Annotated in this window: 17 protein-coding genes and 1 tRNA gene; 13 read left to right on the plus strand and 5 right to left on the minus strand. The window is 62.0% G+C overall.

Features of this window, described 5'->3' with window-relative positions; translation table 11 throughout:
• Nucleotides 1-15 precede the first annotated feature (15 nt).
• Genes ftsX through ftsY form a run of 3 tightly spaced genes read right to left on the minus strand, consistent with a single transcriptional unit; the run spans nt 16 to nt 2,572 of the window.
• Nucleotides 16-915 (minus strand): permease-like cell division protein FtsX, encoded by a 900-nt coding sequence (gene ftsX / locus JYJ39_RS05640; protein WP_205202772.1) that lies wholly within the window; start codon nt 913-915, stop codon nt 16-18.
• Nucleotides 912-1,562 (minus strand): cell division ATP-binding protein FtsE, encoded by a 651-nt coding sequence (locus tag JYJ39_RS05645; protein WP_205202773.1) that lies wholly within the window; start codon nt 1,560-1,562, stop codon nt 912-914. Before JYJ39_RS05645 ends, ftsX begins: the two co-directional genes overlap by 4 nt.
• Nucleotides 1,559-2,572: a signal recognition particle-docking protein FtsY gene (gene ftsY / locus JYJ39_RS05650; RefSeq protein WP_205202774.1), complete on the minus strand. Its 1,014-nt coding sequence runs from the start codon at nt 2,570-2,572 to the stop codon at nt 1,559-1,561. The genes JYJ39_RS05645 and ftsY overlap by 4 nt, the downstream gene beginning before the upstream one ends.
• Nucleotides 2,573-2,707: 135 nt before the next feature.
• Here ftsY and JYJ39_RS05655 point away from each other — a divergent pair, with 135 nt between their 5' ends.
• Genes JYJ39_RS05655 through JYJ39_RS05675 form a run of 5 tightly spaced genes read left to right on the plus strand, consistent with a single transcriptional unit; the run spans nt 2,708 to nt 6,741 of the window.
• A complete protein-coding gene (locus tag JYJ39_RS05655) occupies nt 2,708-4,081 on the plus strand; it encodes a M16 family metallopeptidase (protein WP_205202775.1) in 1,374 nt (457 codons plus the stop codon).
• A gap of 29 nt (nt 4,082-4,110) precedes the next feature.
• The gene (locus JYJ39_RS05660; RefSeq protein ID WP_205202776.1) at nt 4,111-5,412 is read left to right on the plus strand and encodes a M16 family metallopeptidase; all 1,302 of its coding nucleotides are present in this window, start codon (nt 4,111-4,113) and stop codon (nt 5,410-5,412) included.
• Nucleotides 5,409-5,975, plus strand: a complete 567-nt coding sequence (gene rsmD / locus JYJ39_RS05665) for a 16S rRNA (guanine(966)-N(2))-methyltransferase RsmD (protein ID WP_205202777.1) — start codon at nt 5,409-5,411, stop codon at nt 5,973-5,975. Before JYJ39_RS05660 ends, rsmD begins: the two co-directional genes overlap by 4 nt.
• Entirely contained in the window at nt 5,972-6,466 is a 495-nt protein-coding gene (gene coaD / locus JYJ39_RS05670; RefSeq protein ID WP_205202779.1) for a pantetheine-phosphate adenylyltransferase, read from the plus strand. The genes rsmD and coaD overlap by 4 nt, the downstream gene beginning before the upstream one ends.
• A gap of 17 nt (nt 6,467-6,483) precedes the next feature.
• The gene (locus JYJ39_RS05675) at nt 6,484-6,741 is read left to right on the plus strand and encodes a YfhL family 4Fe-4S dicluster ferredoxin (RefSeq protein WP_205202782.1); all 258 of its coding nucleotides are present in this window, start codon (nt 6,484-6,486) and stop codon (nt 6,739-6,741) included.
• Between the two features lie 84 nt (nt 6,742-6,825).
• Here the strand turns inward: JYJ39_RS05675 and JYJ39_RS05680 are convergent, their stop codons facing one another.
• Nucleotides 6,826-8,775, minus strand: coding sequence for a dynamin family protein (locus JYJ39_RS05680; protein ID WP_205202792.1), 1,950 nt, complete (start codon nt 8,773-8,775; stop codon nt 6,826-6,828).
• Between the two features lie 53 nt (nt 8,776-8,828).
• Nucleotides 8,829-9,662, minus strand: coding sequence for a bifunctional DNA-formamidopyrimidine glycosylase/DNA-(apurinic or apyrimidinic site) lyase (gene mutM, locus JYJ39_RS05685; protein WP_205202794.1), 834 nt, complete (start codon nt 9,660-9,662; stop codon nt 8,829-8,831).
• 86 nt (nt 9,663-9,748) lie between these two features.
• Here mutM and JYJ39_RS05690 point away from each other — a divergent pair, with 86 nt between their 5' ends.
• The 8 genes from JYJ39_RS05690 (at nt 9,749) to ychF (ending at nt 16,551) form a co-directional block, all read left to right on the plus strand.
• Nucleotides 9,749-11,428, plus strand: coding sequence for a tetratricopeptide repeat protein (locus tag JYJ39_RS05690; protein ID WP_205202796.1), 1,680 nt, complete (start codon nt 9,749-9,751; stop codon nt 11,426-11,428).
• A 29-nt stretch (nt 11,429-11,457) separates the two neighbouring features.
• Nucleotides 11,458-12,018, plus strand: coding sequence for a lipoprotein insertase outer membrane protein LolB (gene lolB, locus JYJ39_RS05695; protein ID WP_240189558.1), 561 nt, complete (start codon nt 11,458-11,460; stop codon nt 12,016-12,018).
• 5 nt (nt 12,019-12,023) lie between these two features.
• Nucleotides 12,024-12,863 (plus strand): 4-(cytidine 5'-diphospho)-2-C-methyl-D-erythritol kinase, encoded by an 840-nt coding sequence (gene ispE / locus JYJ39_RS05700; RefSeq protein WP_205202855.1) that lies wholly within the window; start codon nt 12,024-12,026, stop codon nt 12,861-12,863.
• Nucleotides 12,864-12,947: 84 nt separating this feature from the next.
• A tRNA-Gln gene (locus JYJ39_RS05705) sits at nt 12,948-13,024 on the plus strand.
• A 91-nt stretch (nt 13,025-13,115) separates the two neighbouring features.
• Entirely contained in the window at nt 13,116-14,066 is a 951-nt protein-coding gene (locus JYJ39_RS05710) for a ribose-phosphate pyrophosphokinase (protein ID WP_205202798.1), read from the plus strand.
• A 56-nt stretch (nt 14,067-14,122) separates the two neighbouring features.
• Nucleotides 14,123-14,719, plus strand: a complete 597-nt coding sequence (locus tag JYJ39_RS05715; RefSeq protein ID WP_205202799.1) for a 50S ribosomal protein L25/general stress protein Ctc — start codon at nt 14,123-14,125, stop codon at nt 14,717-14,719.
• An 86-nt stretch (nt 14,720-14,805) separates the two neighbouring features.
• Nucleotides 14,806-15,405 (plus strand): aminoacyl-tRNA hydrolase, encoded by a 600-nt coding sequence (gene pth / locus JYJ39_RS05720; RefSeq protein ID WP_205202800.1) that lies wholly within the window; start codon nt 14,806-14,808, stop codon nt 15,403-15,405.
• A gap of 54 nt (nt 15,406-15,459) precedes the next feature.
• Entirely contained in the window at nt 15,460-16,551 is a 1,092-nt protein-coding gene (ychF, locus tag JYJ39_RS05725) for a redox-regulated ATPase YchF (protein ID WP_205202801.1), read from the plus strand.
• The last annotated feature ends 160 nt before the right edge of the window (nt 16,552-16,711 follow it).

The following is a 16,711-nucleotide window of genomic DNA, read 5'->3' on the forward strand; positions in this document are numbered from 1 at the left end:
TGCTCGCAACCGGGCTCAGTCGAAATTGCGCAGCGACAGACTGACTGAAAGCTGTGCGCCGATCCAGCCGAGGAAGGCGCCGAGGCCCGTCAGGATGGCAACCTCGATACCGGTGGGGGCGCGCAGGCGGTAATCGCCACCGTAGAGGGCCGCCAGTTCGCTGACCGGCGCGGCGAGCTGGGCCAGGGCGGCGAATACCAGGGCGGCGGCAATCAGGCCGCCCAGCGCACCTTGCAGGGCGCCGAAGTAGTAGAACGGGCGGCGGATGAAGGCATCGGTGGCGCCGATCATGCGTGCCACCTCGATTTCGGCGGCTTTGGCCATGACCTGCAGGCGGATCGTATTGAAGGTGACGGCAATGAGGCCGATGGCAAACAGTGCCGCCAGCAGCGTCAGGGCCAGTTTGCCCAGGCGCAGGAAAGCATCGAAGCGTTTGACCCAGGCCGTGTCGAGCTGGACGTGGGCCACTTTGGGCCAATCGGCAATTTCGTTGCGCAAGGTGTCGAGCGCTGCCGGCGAGATGTCCGTGGGCTCGACGATGAAGGCGTCCGGCAGCGGGTTGCGCGGCAGGCTGGCGACAATGTCGGCCAGATCCTGTTTTGCCTGCAGGCGCTCCAGTGCTTCGGCGCGCGGGACGAAGCGGGTGTTGACGCCGGGCAGTTGCTGCAGGCGTTGGCGGATTTCATCGACTTGCGCCGTGCTGGCATCCTGCGCCATGAACACGCTGATCTGCTGTCCGCCGGAGGCGCTGTGGCCCAGGCTGCGCAGATTGTCGAGGACGATGTAGCCGAACGCCGGCAAGGTCATGGCGATGCCGATGGCAAACAGCGACAGCAGGGTATTGAAGGGGTTGCCGGCGAGGCGGCGCACGGCCTGCACGAAAGCAGCGCGATGCTGGGTCAGCCAGGCGTTCATACCACTCTCCCGTGGCCCAGGCGCAGGGCGTTGCCGTGACAGGTTTCGATCCAGTTCTGGTCGTGCGTGGCCACGACCACGGTGACGCCGACGCGATGGAAATCACTGAACAGGTAGCGGATGTCGGCGGCGGAATCCTTGTCCAGATTGGCGGTAGGTTCATCCGCCAGGAGCACGGTGGGGCGGTTGACGATGGCGCGGGCAATGGCCAGGCGCTGTTGTTCGCCACCGGAGAGAGCAATCGGCATGGCTTTTTCGCGTGCCAGCAGGCCCACTTTGTCGAGTGCCGCCTGCGCCCGACGCACCGCGTCGCGCTGGGAAAAACCGGCAATCTGCAGCGGCAGCATCACGTTGTCCAGCGCGTTACGGTCGAACAACAGTTTCTGGTCCTGGAAGATCAGGCCGAAATGCCGCCGGACGTAGGGGATGGCGCCTCGGCGCAGGGCTGAAAGATTTTGCCCGTTGACCACCAGGCTGCCGGACGTGGGGCGTTCGATTGAAGCGATCAGCTTGACCAGCGTGGTTTTGCCGGCACCGGAATGGCCGGTGATCAGCACCATTTCGCCGGCGGCAATGCGGAAACTGACGTCCCGCAGGGCTTCGAAGCCGCCGGGGTAGCGTTTGGTCAGGTTGCTGGCGACGATCATTGGGCGAACAGGGCATCCACAAAATCACGGGCGACGAAGGGGCGCAGGTCGTCGATCTGTTCGCCAACGCCAATGAAGCGGATCGGTTTCGGGCACTGGCGGGCAATCGCCGCAACGACGCCGCCCTTGGCGGTGCCGTCGAGCTTGGTCAGGACCAGGCCGGTGACGTTGATCGCCTTGTCGAAGGCCCGGACCTGGGCCAGGGCGTTCTGGCCGATGTTGGCGTCGAGCACCAGCAGGGTTTCGTGCGGGCCTTCCGGTTCGACCTTCTGGATGACGCGGCGGACTTTCGCAATTTCGTCCATCAGGTGCAGTTGTGTCGGCAGGCGGCCGGCGGTGTCGGCCAGCACGACATCGATGCCGCGTGCCTTGGCGGCAGAAATGGCATCGAAGATGACGGCGGCCGGATCGCCCGATTCCTGAGCGATGACGGTGACGTTGTTGCGTTCGCCCCAGGTCTGCAACTGCTCGCGGGCGGCGGCGCGGAAGGTGTCGCCGGCAGCCAGCAGCACGCTCTTGCCCTGGCTCTGGAAATACTTGGCCAGCTTGCCGATGGAGGTGGTCTTGCCGGCCCCGTTTACCCCGGCAATCATGATCACGTAAGGCGAGTGGGTGCTCACGTCGAGCGGCTGTTCCAGCGGCAGGAGCACGCGGTGCAAGGCGTCGGCGAGTGCTGCCTGGATGCTTTCCGGAGTGTCCAGCTTGTCGCGTTTGGCGGCTTTTTTCAGTTCATCGAGCAGATGGGTGGTGGCTTCGATACCGACGTCGGAGGTCAGCAGCAGGGTTTCCAGTTCTTCGAGCAGCTCATCGTCGACCTTGCCGCGGGCAAACACGGATTTGAGCTTGCCGCCCCACTGGGCGCGGGTGCGGGCCAGACCCTGGAACAGACGCTCGCGCCAGGAAGGCGCTGCGGTCGGTTTGGCGTCCGGTTGCGGGGGCGCGGCAGCGGGCGCCACGGCGGGGACGTCTGCCGGGGCGGGCGGCGGGGTTTTTTTGAGGAAACTGAACATGGGTGTTAAGGTCCGATCTAAGCTTCGGTTCCTGGCTGACAGGCGGGCGCGCTGCCGTTAAGATACCGCCCCAAGCATGCCACCCGGATGAATGCAGAAATAACGCCCGATTCTAGCAGAAAGCCCCCTTGCCCCATGCGTACCGCTTCCCGTCTCCGTCTTTTAATTACCCCCTGGCTGGCCGCCGCCGTGTGCGCCGCGCCGGCCCTGGCTAATCCGTATGAAACCCGGCTCGACAACGGCCTGCGTGTGATCGTGAAGGAAGACCGGCGGGCGCCGACGGCCGTGCATATGGTGTGGTACCGCATCGGCAGCATGGATGAGGTGGATGGCACGTCGGGCGTGGCGCATGTGCTCGAACACATGATGTTCAAGGGGACGCCGACGGTGGGTCCCGGTGAATTCAACAAGCGTGTGGCGGCAGCCGGCGGGCGTGACAATGCCTTCACCAGCCGTGATTACACCGCCTATTTCCAGCAGATTCCGCGGGAGAAGCTGGGCGAGATGATGGCCCTGGAGGCCGACCGGATGCGCCACCTGAACGTCGATGCCAGCGAATTCGCGCAGGAGATCAAGGTGGTCATGGAAGAGCGTCGGATGCGCACCGATGATGATCCGCAGGCCAAGCTGTTCGAGCAGATGAATGCAGTTGCATTCCAGGCGCATCCCTATCGTCGTCCCATCATCGGCTGGATGAGCGATCTGGAGAACATGAGCGCGGCCGATGCCAAAGCCTGGTACGACAACTGGTATGTCCCCAACAACGCCTACGTGGTGGTGACCGGTGATGTCGATCACAAAGCTGTGTTTGCGCTGGCGCAGCAGCACTACGGCGCCTTGCCGGCGCGTGCTTTGCCCCTGCGCAAGGAGCAGGTCGAACCGCGTCAGGAAGGTCCGCGGCGGGTGACGGTCAAGGCGCCAGCGGAATTGCCGGTGCTGATCATGGGCTACAAGATGCCGATCCTGCGCGATGCCCGGCAGGACCGTGAGCCTTATGCGCTGGAAATCCTCGCCAGCATTCTCGACGGCCACGATGCCGCCCGTTTCAACCGCAAGCTGGTGCGCGAAGACAAGGTGGCGCTGTCCGCAGGCGTCAGCTACGACAGTACCGCGCGTGGTCCCGGCATGCTCTATCTCTACGGCAGCCCTGCCGAGGGGCGGAGCGTGGCCGAACTGGAAAGCGCGCTGCGCGAAGAAATCAAGCGTATCCAGGAACAAGGGGTGAGTGCGGCTGAGCTACGGCGGAGCAAGGCGCAGTTGATTGCCGGTCAGGTGTACAAACTGGATTCAATGTTTGGCCAGGCGATGGAAATTGGTCAGATGGAAGCTGTCGGCCTGCCCTGGCAGGATGTGGAGGTGATGCGGGAGCGTCTGCAGAACGTCAGCGCGGCTGAAGTGCAGGCGGTAGCGAAAAAGTATTTCAACGATGATGCGTTGACCGTAGGCATCCTCGACCCTCAGCCTCTGGATGGCAAACCCCGTCGTCCGGCCGTTGCCGTACGCCATTGAGCCTGATCCGGAAGAAACCGAGTGACGTCATGAAAAAAATATTTTCCGGCTTTTGCCTGCTGATTCTTTGCCACTTCGCCGCTCCGCTTGCTGTCGCCGGCGTGCAGATCGAACACTGGACGACCGCGCAGGGCAGTCGTGTCTATTTCGTTGCGGCGCCGGCGCTGCCCATCGTTGATGTGCAGGTCGATTTTGCTGCGGGCTCGATGTTCGATCCGCCCGGCCAGGCGGGACTCGCCGCGTTGACCCGGGCGACGCTCGATCTGGGCGCTGGCAAGCGCGATGAAAGCGAAATTGCCGAACAGCTTGCCGATCTCGGGGCGGTCATGGGGGGCGGTGTTGATACCGACCGCGCCAGCCTGAGCCTGCGTACCCTTGCTGAGCGCAGCAAGCGTGATGTGGCGCTGGCCGTGTTGCGCGAGGTGCTGGCCCAGCCTCATTTTTCAGCGGCCATCGTCGAACGGGAAAAAGCGCGCACCATTGCCAGCCTGAAGGACGCACAAACCCGTCCCGACAGCATTGCCGGTCGGGCGTTCTGGGAAGCGCTGTATCCGCAGCATCCGTATGGCCAGCAGGCCAGTCCCGACAGCGTCGCCAGTTTGAACCGAGATGCCTTGGCCGCATTTCATGCTCGTCTGTATACCGCCGCGAATGCCAGCATTGTTATGGTCGGGCAGTTACGTCGCGCGGAAGCCGAAAAGATCGCCGGCGAAATTAGCGCGGCCCTACCTGCCGGCGCCCCGCCCAGCTTGCCGGCTGCACCAGTGGCAACACCGGCGCAGCAGAAGAACATTGCCCATCCGGCCAGCCAGGCACACATCTACCTTGGCTTGCCGGCGATCGAGCGCGGCCATCCGGATTTTTTTGCCCTGCAGGTGGGTAACTACACCCTGGGTGGCGGTGGTTTCGTGTCACGCCTGGTGCAGGAGGTGCGCGACAAACGCGGTTTTGCCTACAGTGTGTACAGCTACTTTGCGCCGCTGCGTCAGGCTGGGCCGTTCCAGATCGGGCTGCAGACGCAGCGCAAGCAGGCGGCTGAAGCCATCCGCGTTGTGCGCAAGGTGCTGGATGATTTTCTCCGCGACGGCCCCAGCGAGGAAGAGCTGGCCGCGGCCAAGGCCAACCTGTCCGGCAGCTTCCCGCTGCGCCTGGACAGTAACGCCAAGCTGCTCGCCAACGTGGCCGCCATCGGCTTCTATGGTCTGCCGCTCGATTATCTCGACCAGTATCGCGCGCGGATCGATGCCGTGACCGCAGCCGAGGTCAAGGCCGCTTTTGCCCGCCATGTCCGGCCGGCGGATCTGGTGACGATTACGGTCGCAGCAGAGTGAATAGGGTGCGTATCGTCGGCGGCGAATTTCGTCGTCGGCAACTGCGGTTTCCTGACAGCGCCGGTCTGCGTCCGACGCCCGATCGCGTGCGCGAAACGCTGTTCAACTGGCTGGGGCAGGATCTGAGCGGCTGGCAGTGTCTCGATCTGTTTGCCGGTAGTGGTGCCCTGGGTTTTGAAGCCGCTTCCCGGGGGGCGGAAAAAGTGGTTATGGTGGAAAAGGCGGCGCCCGTCCTGGCGGCTCTGCAGGCCAACCACGCACTGCTGCACCACCCCGCCAGCGTGCAGATTTGGCGGGGGGATGCGTTACAATACCTTGATTCTACGACGGCACGTTTTGATCTGGTGTTCATTGATCCACCCTACCGCTCAGGTTGGCTGGATCGACTCCTGCCCCGGCTGGAACGGGTCACGACTGCCGCTACCCTGCTCTATGTCGAAGCGGAAAACCCTGTCACCCGCTTCGGCCCCTGGCACCGGGTGCGTTACGGCACCGCCGGCGAAGTGCATTACCAGTTGCTGCAACAAGATACCGACCCACGCGAAGCGAGAGACTGCACTTGAAGCCACTCAATCACCGCATTGCCATTTACCCTGGTACGTTCGACCCCATCACCCGGGGGCACGAAGACCTGGTACGACGCGCCGCCAGCCTGTTCGATCACCTGATCCTGGCCATTGCCGAAAGCCCGGCCAAGCAGCCGCTTTTCAGCCTGGGTGAGCGGGTCGAGATGGCGCGGGAAGTGGTCGGTGATCTGCCCAACCTGGAAATTGTCGGCTTCAACTGTCTGCTCATGCGTTTTGTGCGTGAACGTGGCGCCAAGGTCATCGTGCGCGGCTTGCGTGCCGTGTCTGACTTCGAGTACGAGTTCCAGATGGCCGGCATGAATCGCAGCGTCTATCCCGACGTTGAAACCGTTTTTCTCACCCCGGGCGAGCAATACATGTTTATTTCCGCAACGATGGTAAGGGAAATTGCACGTTTGGGCGGAGATGTAGCAAAATTCGTTCATCCCACCGTGGAAAAGCGCCTGCGGGCAACCCACACTGCTTAAAAGAGAGAGGAAAAAACATGGCTCTGATGATTACCGACGAGTGCATCAACTGCGACGTATGTGAACCGGAATGTCCGAACGAAGCGATTTCGCAGGGTCCGGAAATCTATGTCATTGACCCCAAGAAGTGCACCGAGTGTGTTGGTCACTACGATGAGCCGCAGTGCGTGCAGGTCTGCCCGGTCGATTGCATTCCCAAGGACCCGGCCAATGCCGAGAACGAAGATCAGCTCTGGGCGAAATACACCGCCCTGACCGGCAACCCCCGCGCCTGATCTTCTGTTCGACAAAAAACCCGCCGGTGCAAACCTGGCGGGTTTTTTTGTGGGCTGTGCTTGCGGCGCGCCCGGGGTCGCCGTTCAGGCGACCTGCAATTCGTCGATCTGCTCGGTTTCCAGCAGTTCCTGCACGCGTGCCTCCATGTTGTCGAGCATCCGGATCTGCTGTTGCAGGCCGGTGCCGACTGTTTCCAGTTCGGCGATGCGGTCTTCCAGCGTGTCGGTGGCCTGGTGGATGCGCTTGATACTTTCCAGGCGGCGCTTCAACTGGATCTGGTGCTCGCGGACCTGCGTTTCCATGGGCGCCATGATGGCGCGCAGCCAGATTTCGGCGTCCTTGTTGGCGCGCTCGAAAGCACGCCGCACCTGCACCGCGACTTCTTCGAAAAATTTCTGGGTGATGTTCTTCTTGTCATGCGTGAGCAGCGAAACGGTCGAGCCGAGATGGCTGTCGCACCAGTTCTCCAGCCGATCCATTTCCTTCTCGTAACGGAGCAGGGAGAAGGTCGTCGGGGAGCCCAGTTTCAGGCCGTGTTCTACCGTGAATTTCTTGTACACCATCTCCATCATGGCCAGGATTTCGCCGATTTCATGTGAAGAATCCGCCAACGCGCGCCGGGTCTGCGCGAAAAATGATTTCATCGCGCTCGACAGGTTTTTCGAAAAACTGGCTTCCAGCATGGCTTCGCGTGTTTCGCCGGTCACTTGGCGCAGGCGGTCGAGGCCCAGGTGGGCGAACAGATTATTGGTCAGTGTCGAGAACACGCTGCGCACGGCGTAGTAGCGCTGCAAGCCCTGTTCGAATTCATCTTTCTCGGTGCGCACCTTGCCCATCATGTATTCGACCACGCCACGATTCTTGCCGCGCAGTTCGGTGAGTTCGGTCAGTTGTTCGCTGAGGCCGCTCTGTCGCGATTCGAGCAGGGTGCGGACGCGTTTGGCAACATCGCCGAACTCCTGACCGGTGCTTTCGCAGACGATATCGCGTTTGGCCGGAATGAGCTCGTCCGATAGGGCGGCTTCCAGCATGGGTAGGCGGCTGCGTGCCAGCAGCTCGATGTCCTGGTTGATCTTGGCAACCAGACCTTTCTGCGCCGACACCGGGAACACCTGGCTGGCTGGCAGATCGAGAATCTGCGCCGATTGTTCAACCTGGCGGGCGATTTCGGCATTGATTTCCGCTTCGGTTTTCAGCTCGTCCCACTGGCCGTCGATTTTGTTCAGGACCACCAGGCGCCCGCGCCGGGTGGTACCGCCGGTGCAGATATGCTCTTTCCAGATGGCCAGGTCGGATTGGGTGACGCCGGTATCGGCCGCCAGAATGAAGAGCACGGCGTGTGCATTGGGCAGCAGCGACAGTGTCAGTTCCGGCTCGGCGCCGATGGCGTTCAGGCCGGGGGTGTCGAGAATCACCAGACCTTGCTTGAGCAAGGGGTGAGGGAAATTGATCAGTGCGTGCCGCCAGCGCGGAATCTCGACCATGCCTTCGGCGTCCGGGCGATACAGATCGTTGTCTTCCTCATCGGTAGCGAAACCGAGTCGGCTCGCTTCATCCGGCGTCACCCGGGTGGTTTCGCTGACATGGCGCAAGGCGTCTTGCAGGCTTTCCGGTGAATCGACATCGATCGGCAGGCGTTCCCATTGATCCGGAAAACGCTTGTATTCGCCGACGCCGGTGTTGGAGGCGCGGGTCTGGATGGGGAGCAATTCGAGCTGGGGGGGCTTGTTGCCATCGAACAGCAATTCGGTCGGGCACATGGTGGTGCGGCCGATTGAGGAAGGCAGCATGCGGTCGCCGTAATCGGCGAAGAAAATGGCGTTGATCAGTTCCGATTTGCCGCGCGAGAACTCGGCAACAAAGGCCACATTCAGGCGATCCTCGGCCAGACGCTCGAGCAGTTGTCCCAGTCGCAGGTCGATTTGCCCATCGGACAGCTCGTTTTCGGTGAGCCAGGTTTGAAACTCGGCGATATCACTGGCAAGTAGGGTGCGCCAGGCAGTGTATGCAGCAAACTGGTGGGCAAGCGTCATGGGTGCGTTCCTTTGCGACGAGGCGACCAGCAATTTAGCACAAATGTCATGAATCAGCGCTGGCAAACCGGGCAGTAATAGGTGCTGCGGCCGGCCTGGCGGATTTGCCGCACGGTGCCGGAACAGCGTCGACACGGCTGCCCGGCGCGCTCGTAAACGCCAGCCTGGATCTGGAACCAGCCGGGGCTGCCGTCGCTGTGTACGTAGTCGCGGATACTGCTGCCGCCGGCAGCAATGGCTTCGCTGAGCGTCTCCTTGATGGCCGTTGTCAGCCGGTCGATGCGCGTGGCGGCGATGCGGTTGGCAGCGCGCAGGGGGGAGATGCCGGCTCGGAACAGGCTTTCGGACGCATAGATGTTGCCCACGCCGACCAGCAGGTGGCTGTCCATCAAGACCGGCTTGATTGGGCTATGCCGGCGGGCCAGCGCTTCCTGCAGCCACGCGGCAGTGAATGCCTCGGTCAGGGGTTCCACGCCCAGGTGGGCCAGCAGCGGATGAGCCAGTGCCGCCTGCGGTGGCCCCGGCTGCCACAGAATGAGGCCGAACCGGCGAGGATCGGTGAAGCGCAGCAGTGTTCGGGCAAGTACCAGGTCGACGTGATCGTGCTTGTCCGCGGCCAGATCCAGTGGTGCAAACCGCAGGCGGCCACTCATGCCCAGATGCACGATGAGGGTGCCGGCCCCGTCCGGGGTCGTGCAGTCAATAAGCAGGTATTTACCGCGCCGGCGTATCGCCACGATGTCGCTGCCGGGCAGGATGTGGCCCAGCTCCGCTGGGACGGGCTGGCGCAGGCGGCCGTTACGCACGACCAAACCGAGCAGGCGCTGGCCGACCAGCCCGGGCTCGATCCCGCGTCGGCACACTTCGACTTCCGGTAATTCCGGCATGATCTTGTCCCTCCGTCCTTTCCTCAATACCATCCTGAACTTGTCCGCTATTATGCGTTCGAATCTGCCGTCATCTGGAATCGATCATGCGCCGCTTGCGTCCCCTGTTTGCCCTGTCTTTCGCTCTTGCTTTCCCTGCCTGGGCCGCGCCGCCGGAGGCAAGCGGGGAGGATCTGCTTGGGCGCACCGTGTTCCAGGTGCTGATCGGCGAATTGGCGCTGCGCGAAGGGGCGGTGGATTTATCCCTGCAGGCCTGGGTCGATCTGGCGCAGCGCACCCGTGATCCAAAAGTGATCGCCCGCGCGGCGGAAATTGCCAGCTATGCCGGCAACAATGCGCTGGCGTTGCAACTGGTGCGGCAATGGCAGGCAATCGAACCCGATTCGGTGGAGGCGCGCCGTGTCCAGATCACGCTCCTGATTCAGACCCGGCAGCTGGATGCTCTGCCCGAATTGCTGACGGCACAACTGGCGAGCGACAACGCTGCCGATCCGGAGGCTTTCGCCAGCAGCTTGCTGCATCTGAACCGCATGTTTGTCCGGGTCCCGGAAAAGGCGGCGGTGTTGCGGCTGCTTGACCAGGTTCTGCCGCCGTATCTGGGTTTGCCGGAGGCGCATTTCGCCCTGGCGCAAGGTGCGCTTGCCGCCAGCGATGAGCAGCGGGCTCTGGATGAAGCGGGCGCTGCCCTGCGCTTGAAGCCGGGCTGGGAAACCGCCGCTGTCCTCCAGGCCAAGCTGCTGGAACGGCGTGCACCGGCGCAGGCGATCGATTTTCTCAAGGGATTTACGAAAAAATATCCGGCAGCACAGGAGGCACGCCTGGCACTGGCGCAAATGCTGGTTGCCGGCAAGCGCCTGGACGAGGCGCGCGGACTGTATCTGCAGCTGGCCAGGGATTTTCCGGAGCAGCCGGCGGTGCTTTACCCAGCCGCTCTGCTGGCCCTGCAGAATGACGACCGAAGTACCGGCCAGCAGCTGCTGGAACAGTTGCTGCAACTGCCCGCGATCGACAAGAACAACATCCACTACCTGCTGGGCCAGATTGCGCAGGAGGCGGGTCAGTTGGAAACTGCCCTGGAGCATTTCCGCCAGGTCAACGGCGGCGAACGCCTGGTTCCGGCGCGCGCGCGCAGTGCCATCATCCTGCTCAACCAGAATAAGCGGGAGGAAGCCCTGGCCCTGCTGCATGCCACCAGTGGCCGAACGCCGGCAGAGAAAAGCCAGCTATTCCTGGCGCAGGCGCAATTGCTGCGTGAAGAAGGCAAGGAGGCGGCGGCGCTCGATGCTTTGCTGGTCGGCCTGAAGCAGCTGCCGGACGATGTCGATCTGCTCTACGATGCGGCGCTGACGGCAGAACGTCTGGGGCGGTATGCCGACATGGAAAGACACCTGCGTCATCTGCTTTCGCTGCAACCGGAGCACGCGCATGCCCTGAATGCGCTCGGCTATTCCCTGGCGGATCGTAATCTACGCCTGGATGAAGCGGGTGACCTGTTGTTGCGTGCCTCCCGGTTGGCTCCGGAAGATCCGTTTATCATGGACAGCCTGGGTTGGCTGCAGTACCGCCAGGGCAAGCTGAACGAGGCGCTGCAGACCTTGCGGCGGGCCTTTCAGCTGAAGGGGGATCCGGAAATTGCCGCGCATCTGGGCGAAGTGCTCTGGCAGCTCGGGCAGCAGGATGAGGCGCGTGCCGTGTGGCAGAACGCGCTCAAGCGCAGCCCGGGTAACACCACCCTGCAGGCGACGGTACGGAAATTCCAGCCTTGATCTGTGGGCGGCGCAGTTTTTTCTTGAGTGTGCTGACGCTGGCAGTGTGCGCGGCGTGCACCAGTCTGCCGCCCGCATCCACGGTGCCGGCCAGGGCGCGCGGTGAAGTGGGTGATTTCATCCTTGAAGGCCGTTTCGCGCTGCAGGTGAGCCGCCCTGAGGGGCGAGTCGACAAGGCTGCTGGCCGCTTGCACTGGCAGCACGACAGCAGTAATTCTCGTGATCTGGTGCGGTTGGCAACGCCGCTCGGGAGCGGGCTGGCGGAACTGCAGTATGGTCCGGGCGCGGCGCTGCTGATCACCAGCGACCGCCAGCAGCGTCACGGCACTGATCCTGCAGCGTTGCTGCAAGAGGCCACCGGCTATCCCCTGCCGGTTGAGCAGCTACCTGGCTGGTTGCTCGGTCGGCCTGCGGCGCAGGACACACTCAGCCGCGACCCGCAGCAACGCCCGTTGCGCATCGAGTCGCCCCCCTGGCGCATCGATTACCGCTATTCCGATACGCATCCCGACAGCCTGCCGCAGCGGCTGGATATCTCGCACCCGGAAATCGGGTTGCGTCTTTTCATCGAGCAATGGCAAACACCGTGAATACCATGGACTGGACGAGCGAGTGGCCGGCGCCGGCCAAGCTGAATTTATTCCTGCATGTCGTTGGTCGTCGCCCGGATGGTTACCACCTGCTGCAAACTGTTTTTCGCTTCATCGAGTGTGCCGACTACTTGCGCTTCGCGCCGCGTGTGGACGGAGAAATCGTCCTTGCCACGCCGACGCCTGGCGTGGCCGAGGAGGCTGATCTCACCGTACGTGCAGCCCGTATGTTGCAGGCGCATACGGGATGTCGCCAGGGCGCCAGCATTACGCTGCGCAAACACCTGCCGATGGGAGGCGGGCTGGGGGGCGGTTCGTCTGACGCTGCAACAGTGCTGCTGGCGCTCAATCATCTCTGGCAGACCGGTCTGCCGCGCAGCGAGCTCGAACGCATCGGGCTGGCGCTGGGGGCAGATGTGCCGGTATTCGTGCATGGCCGAAACTGCTTTGCCGAAGGGGTGGGCGAACGTTTCATCGATCTGGAGTTGCCGGCAGCAACCTATCTGATCCTGCATCCTGCCGCACATGTGCCGACGGCGGCGATTTTCGGTGCGGCGACGCTGTGCCGGGATACGCCGCCGCTCGATCCGTCCCAGTGGCGACCTGGCATCGGACATAACGACCTGGAACCCGTCGCCTGTGCGGCTTTCCCGCCGGTGGCGGCGGCCCTTGACTGGCTGCGCGGTTTCGCGCCGGAGGCGATGATGACAGGCTCGGGAGCCTGCGTTTTTGCGGCTTTTGCCGATCCGGCTGCGGCACAGGCGGTATTCGACCAGCGACCGTCGGGATGGCGTGGCTGGGTCGCACGTGGCTTGGCGCAACACCCGCTGGCTGAAATTGGATGAAATTTCGCCAGAGGCTGGATTTTCCATAAAACTTCCCGTATGATTCGCGGCTCGTTCATTTGCGGACCCGCAAGAACGGCCCGCAGGGGAGTCGCCAAGTTGGTCAAGGCACCGGATTTTGATTCCGGCATTCGAAGGTTCGAATCCTTCCTCCTCTGCCAGATTTCCTCCGGGCAGGTCAGCGACCTGCCCTTTTTCGTTGAATCGAACCGGGCAAATCGCCACGCGCGGTTTCCCGTCGGGATGCGCACTATGGCCTACAACAGCCTGATGGTTTTTGCCGGTAACGCCAATCAGAAATTGGCAGCCGATGTTGCAAAACGCCTCAACGTCGACCTCGGTCGTGCCGACGTCGGTCGGTTTTCCGATGGTGAAGTTAGTGTCGAGTTGCAGGAACACGTACGTGGCCGCGATATCTTCGTGCTGCAATCCACCTGCGCGCCGACCAATGACAACCTGATGGAACTTCTGGTCATGGTGGATGCGCTCAAGCGTGCTTCCGCCGGTCGCATTACCGCCACCATTCCCTACTTCGGCTATGCCCGTCAGGATCGCCGTTCGCGCTCGTCGCGCGTGCCGATTGCGGCCAAGCTGGTGGCCAACATGCTCGCCGCGTCCGGTGTCGACCGTGTGCTGACCATGGATCTGCATGCCGAGCAGATTCAGGGTTTCTTCGATATTCCGGTCGATAACATCTACGCTCTGCCCATCCTGCTGCAGGACATCAAGCTGCAGAACTACGAAAATCCGATGGTCGTGTCGCCCGACCATGGCGGGGTGGTCCGTGCCCGTTCCCTGGCCAAACGCCTGGAATGCGATCTGGCCATCATCGACAAGCGTCGGCCCAAGGCCAATGTCGCTGAAATCATGAACATCATCGGTGACGTCAAGGGGCGTTCCTGCATCCTGATGGATGACATGGTCGATACCGCCGGCACGCTGTGCAAGGCCGCGTCGGCGCTGAAAGCCAATGGCGCCAGCAAGGTCGTTGCCTACTGTACTCACCCGGTGCTTTCTGGCCCGGCCATCGAGCGCGTGAATACCTCCGATCTCGACGCCCTGGTAGTGACCGACACCATCCCGTTACGGACCGATGCTGAAGATTGTCCGCGCATTCGCCAGCTGTCCGTTGCCGAAATCCTGGCCGAGACGATCCGCCGGATCAGCAATGAGGATTCTGTATCCTCCCTTTTCATCGACTAAGTTTTTTTAAACCTTCCTGCGCTGGTCGCGGTGCGGGAAATTTTTGGAGTACTTCCATGCAATTTGAAGTCATTGCTTCTGCACGTAGCGTTCAGGGTTCGAGTGCGAGCCGCCGCCTGCGCCGTGCTGGTACCGTTCCGGGCATCGTTTACGGTGGCGACGCTGCGCCGCAGGTGATCGAAACCGATCATAACGACCTTCTCCTGAAGCTGAAGAAGGAAGCTTTCCATTCCTCCATCATCAATCTGGTGGTCGATGGCAAGAAAGAGCAGGTGCTGCTGCGCGATTTCCAGAAACACGCCTACAAGCCCCTGGTCCTGCACGTTGATTTCCAGCGTGTTGATGCCAAGCAGGCGCTGCACATCAAGGTGCCGCTGCACTTCACCAACGAAGATGCTGGCCCGGGCGTGAAGCTGGGTGGCGGTCTGGTCAATCACGTCACCACCGAAGTTGAAGTGGCCTGTCTGGCCAAGGACCTGCCGGAATTCATCGAGGTCGACCTCGGCGCGCTCAAGCTGGGTGAAAACATCCACGCTTCGCAGCTGAAGCTGCCCAAGGGCGTGAGCCTGGTCAAGCACGGCGAAGACGATCCGGTGGTCGTCAGCATCGTCGGCAAGGGCGGCGCCAAGGAAGAAGTTGCTGCCGCTGAATAAGCACGCTGCGCAAATGCGACCGGCCGCCGCAGGCAAACGCCCCGGCGGCCTTTTTGCAGATTCCGTCCGTCAATGATTACGCCCCCATGACAGCTCCCCGCCTTATCGTCGGTCTTGGCAATCCCGGCGCGGACTACGCCGATACCCGCCACAATGTCGGGTTCTGGTACGTGGACCGGCTGGCTGCGCAATTGAAGACTGCCCTTGCCCCCCAGGCCAAATTCTTCGGTCTGGCGGCGCGCGCAGGTGAGCACTGGCTGCTGCAGCCGACCACCTTCATGAATCGCTCCGGCCAGGCGGTCGCGGCACTGGCCAATTTCTACAAGATCAGCCCTGCGGAAATCCTCGTCATCCACGACGAGCTCGATCTTCCTCCCGGCGGCATCCGCCTCAAGCAGGGCGGTGGCAATGGTGGGCACAACGGGCTGAAAGACATTCAGGCCAAGCTCGGCAGTGCCGATTTCTGGCGTCTGCGCCTGGGCATCGGCCATCCGCGCACGCTCAATCTGGCGCAGCAAGTTGTCGACTTCGTCCTGCATCCGCCGCGCAAGGATGAATTGCCCGCCATTGAACAGGCTATTGAACGCAGTCTGCAGGCCTGGCCGCTGATCGCAGCCGGCAATTATCCGGCCGCGCAGCAGCAACTTCACAAACCCGTCCAGGAAGAAGGCAAGGGCAAAAGCTGACGCGCCCCGCGCGCAATCCAGGCCCCCTGCTTCCGGCTTTCTCAAGGAGTTTCCATGTCCCTCCAATGCGGCATCGTCGGCCTGCCCAACGTCGGCAAATCCACCCTGTTCAACGCCCTGACCAAGGCGGGTATCGAAGCGGCAAATTACCCTTTCTGCACCATCGAACCGAACGTCGGCATTGTCGAAGTGCCCGATCCCCGTTTGGTGCAGCTGTCGGAAATCGTCAAACCGCAGAAGGTGCAGCCCGCCATCGTTGAATTCGTCGATATCGCCGGGCTGGTGGCGGGGGCTTCCAAGGGCGAGGGCCTGGGCAACCAGTTTCTGGCCAACATCCGCGAAACGGATGCCATCGTTCATGTCGTGCGCTGCTTCGAGGATCCGAACGTGGTGCACGTGTCTGGCAGCGTTGATCCCATTCGCGATATCGAAATCATCGATACCGAACTGGCGCTGGCGGATATGGCAACCGTCGAAAAAGCACTCAACCGCTATAAAAAACCGGCCAATGCCGGCGATAAGGAAGCGAAGATCCTGGTGGCCGTGCTGGAAAAATGCATGGCCCAGCTCGACCAGGGCAAGCCGGTACGTGCCCTCGACCTGTCGAAGGAAGAGCGTGCCAACCTCAAACCGTTCTGTCTGATCACCGCCAAACCGGTACTCTATGCAGCCAACGTGGCCGATGACGGTTTCCAGGACAACCCGCTACTGGCGGCCGTGCAGCAGCATGCCGCTGCCGAGGGCGCTGAAGTCGTCGCCCTGTGTGCCAACATCGAAGCGGAAATTGCCGATCTGGATGATGCCGACAAAGCCGAATTCCTTGCCGACATGGGTCTGGAAGAGCCGGGCCTCGATCGCCTGATCCGTGCCGGCTACAAGCTCTTGGGCCTGCAGACCTACTTCACCGCCGGCGTCAAGGAAGTCCGTGCCTGGACCATCCACGCCGGCGACACCGCCCCGCAGGCGGCAGGGGTCATCCACACCGATTTCGAACGCGGCTTCATCCGCGCCCAGACCATCGCCTTCGCCGATTTCATTCAGTACAAGGGTGAACAAGGCGCCAAGGAAGCCGGCAAGATGCGGGCGGAAGGCAAGGAGTACATCGTCAAGGATGGCGATGTACTTAATTTCCTGTTCAACGTCTAAGTAAGGATTGTAATCCGAGGGATTCCGAAGTTTTCCGAAAAGCCCCGCCAGTCAATGATTGAGCGGGGTTTTTTATTCCGAGCAATTCCGGTTAAGCCGTTGAGTTCCGAACAAAAAGCGGGTATGTTTTCGGGTATGTAATTTTTTCGCCCACCAAAAA

It is taken from the genome of Azonexus hydrophilus (genome assembly GCF_905120355.1).
In the GTDB taxonomy this organism is placed as follows: domain Bacteria; phylum Pseudomonadota; class Gammaproteobacteria; order Burkholderiales; family Rhodocyclaceae; genus Azonexus.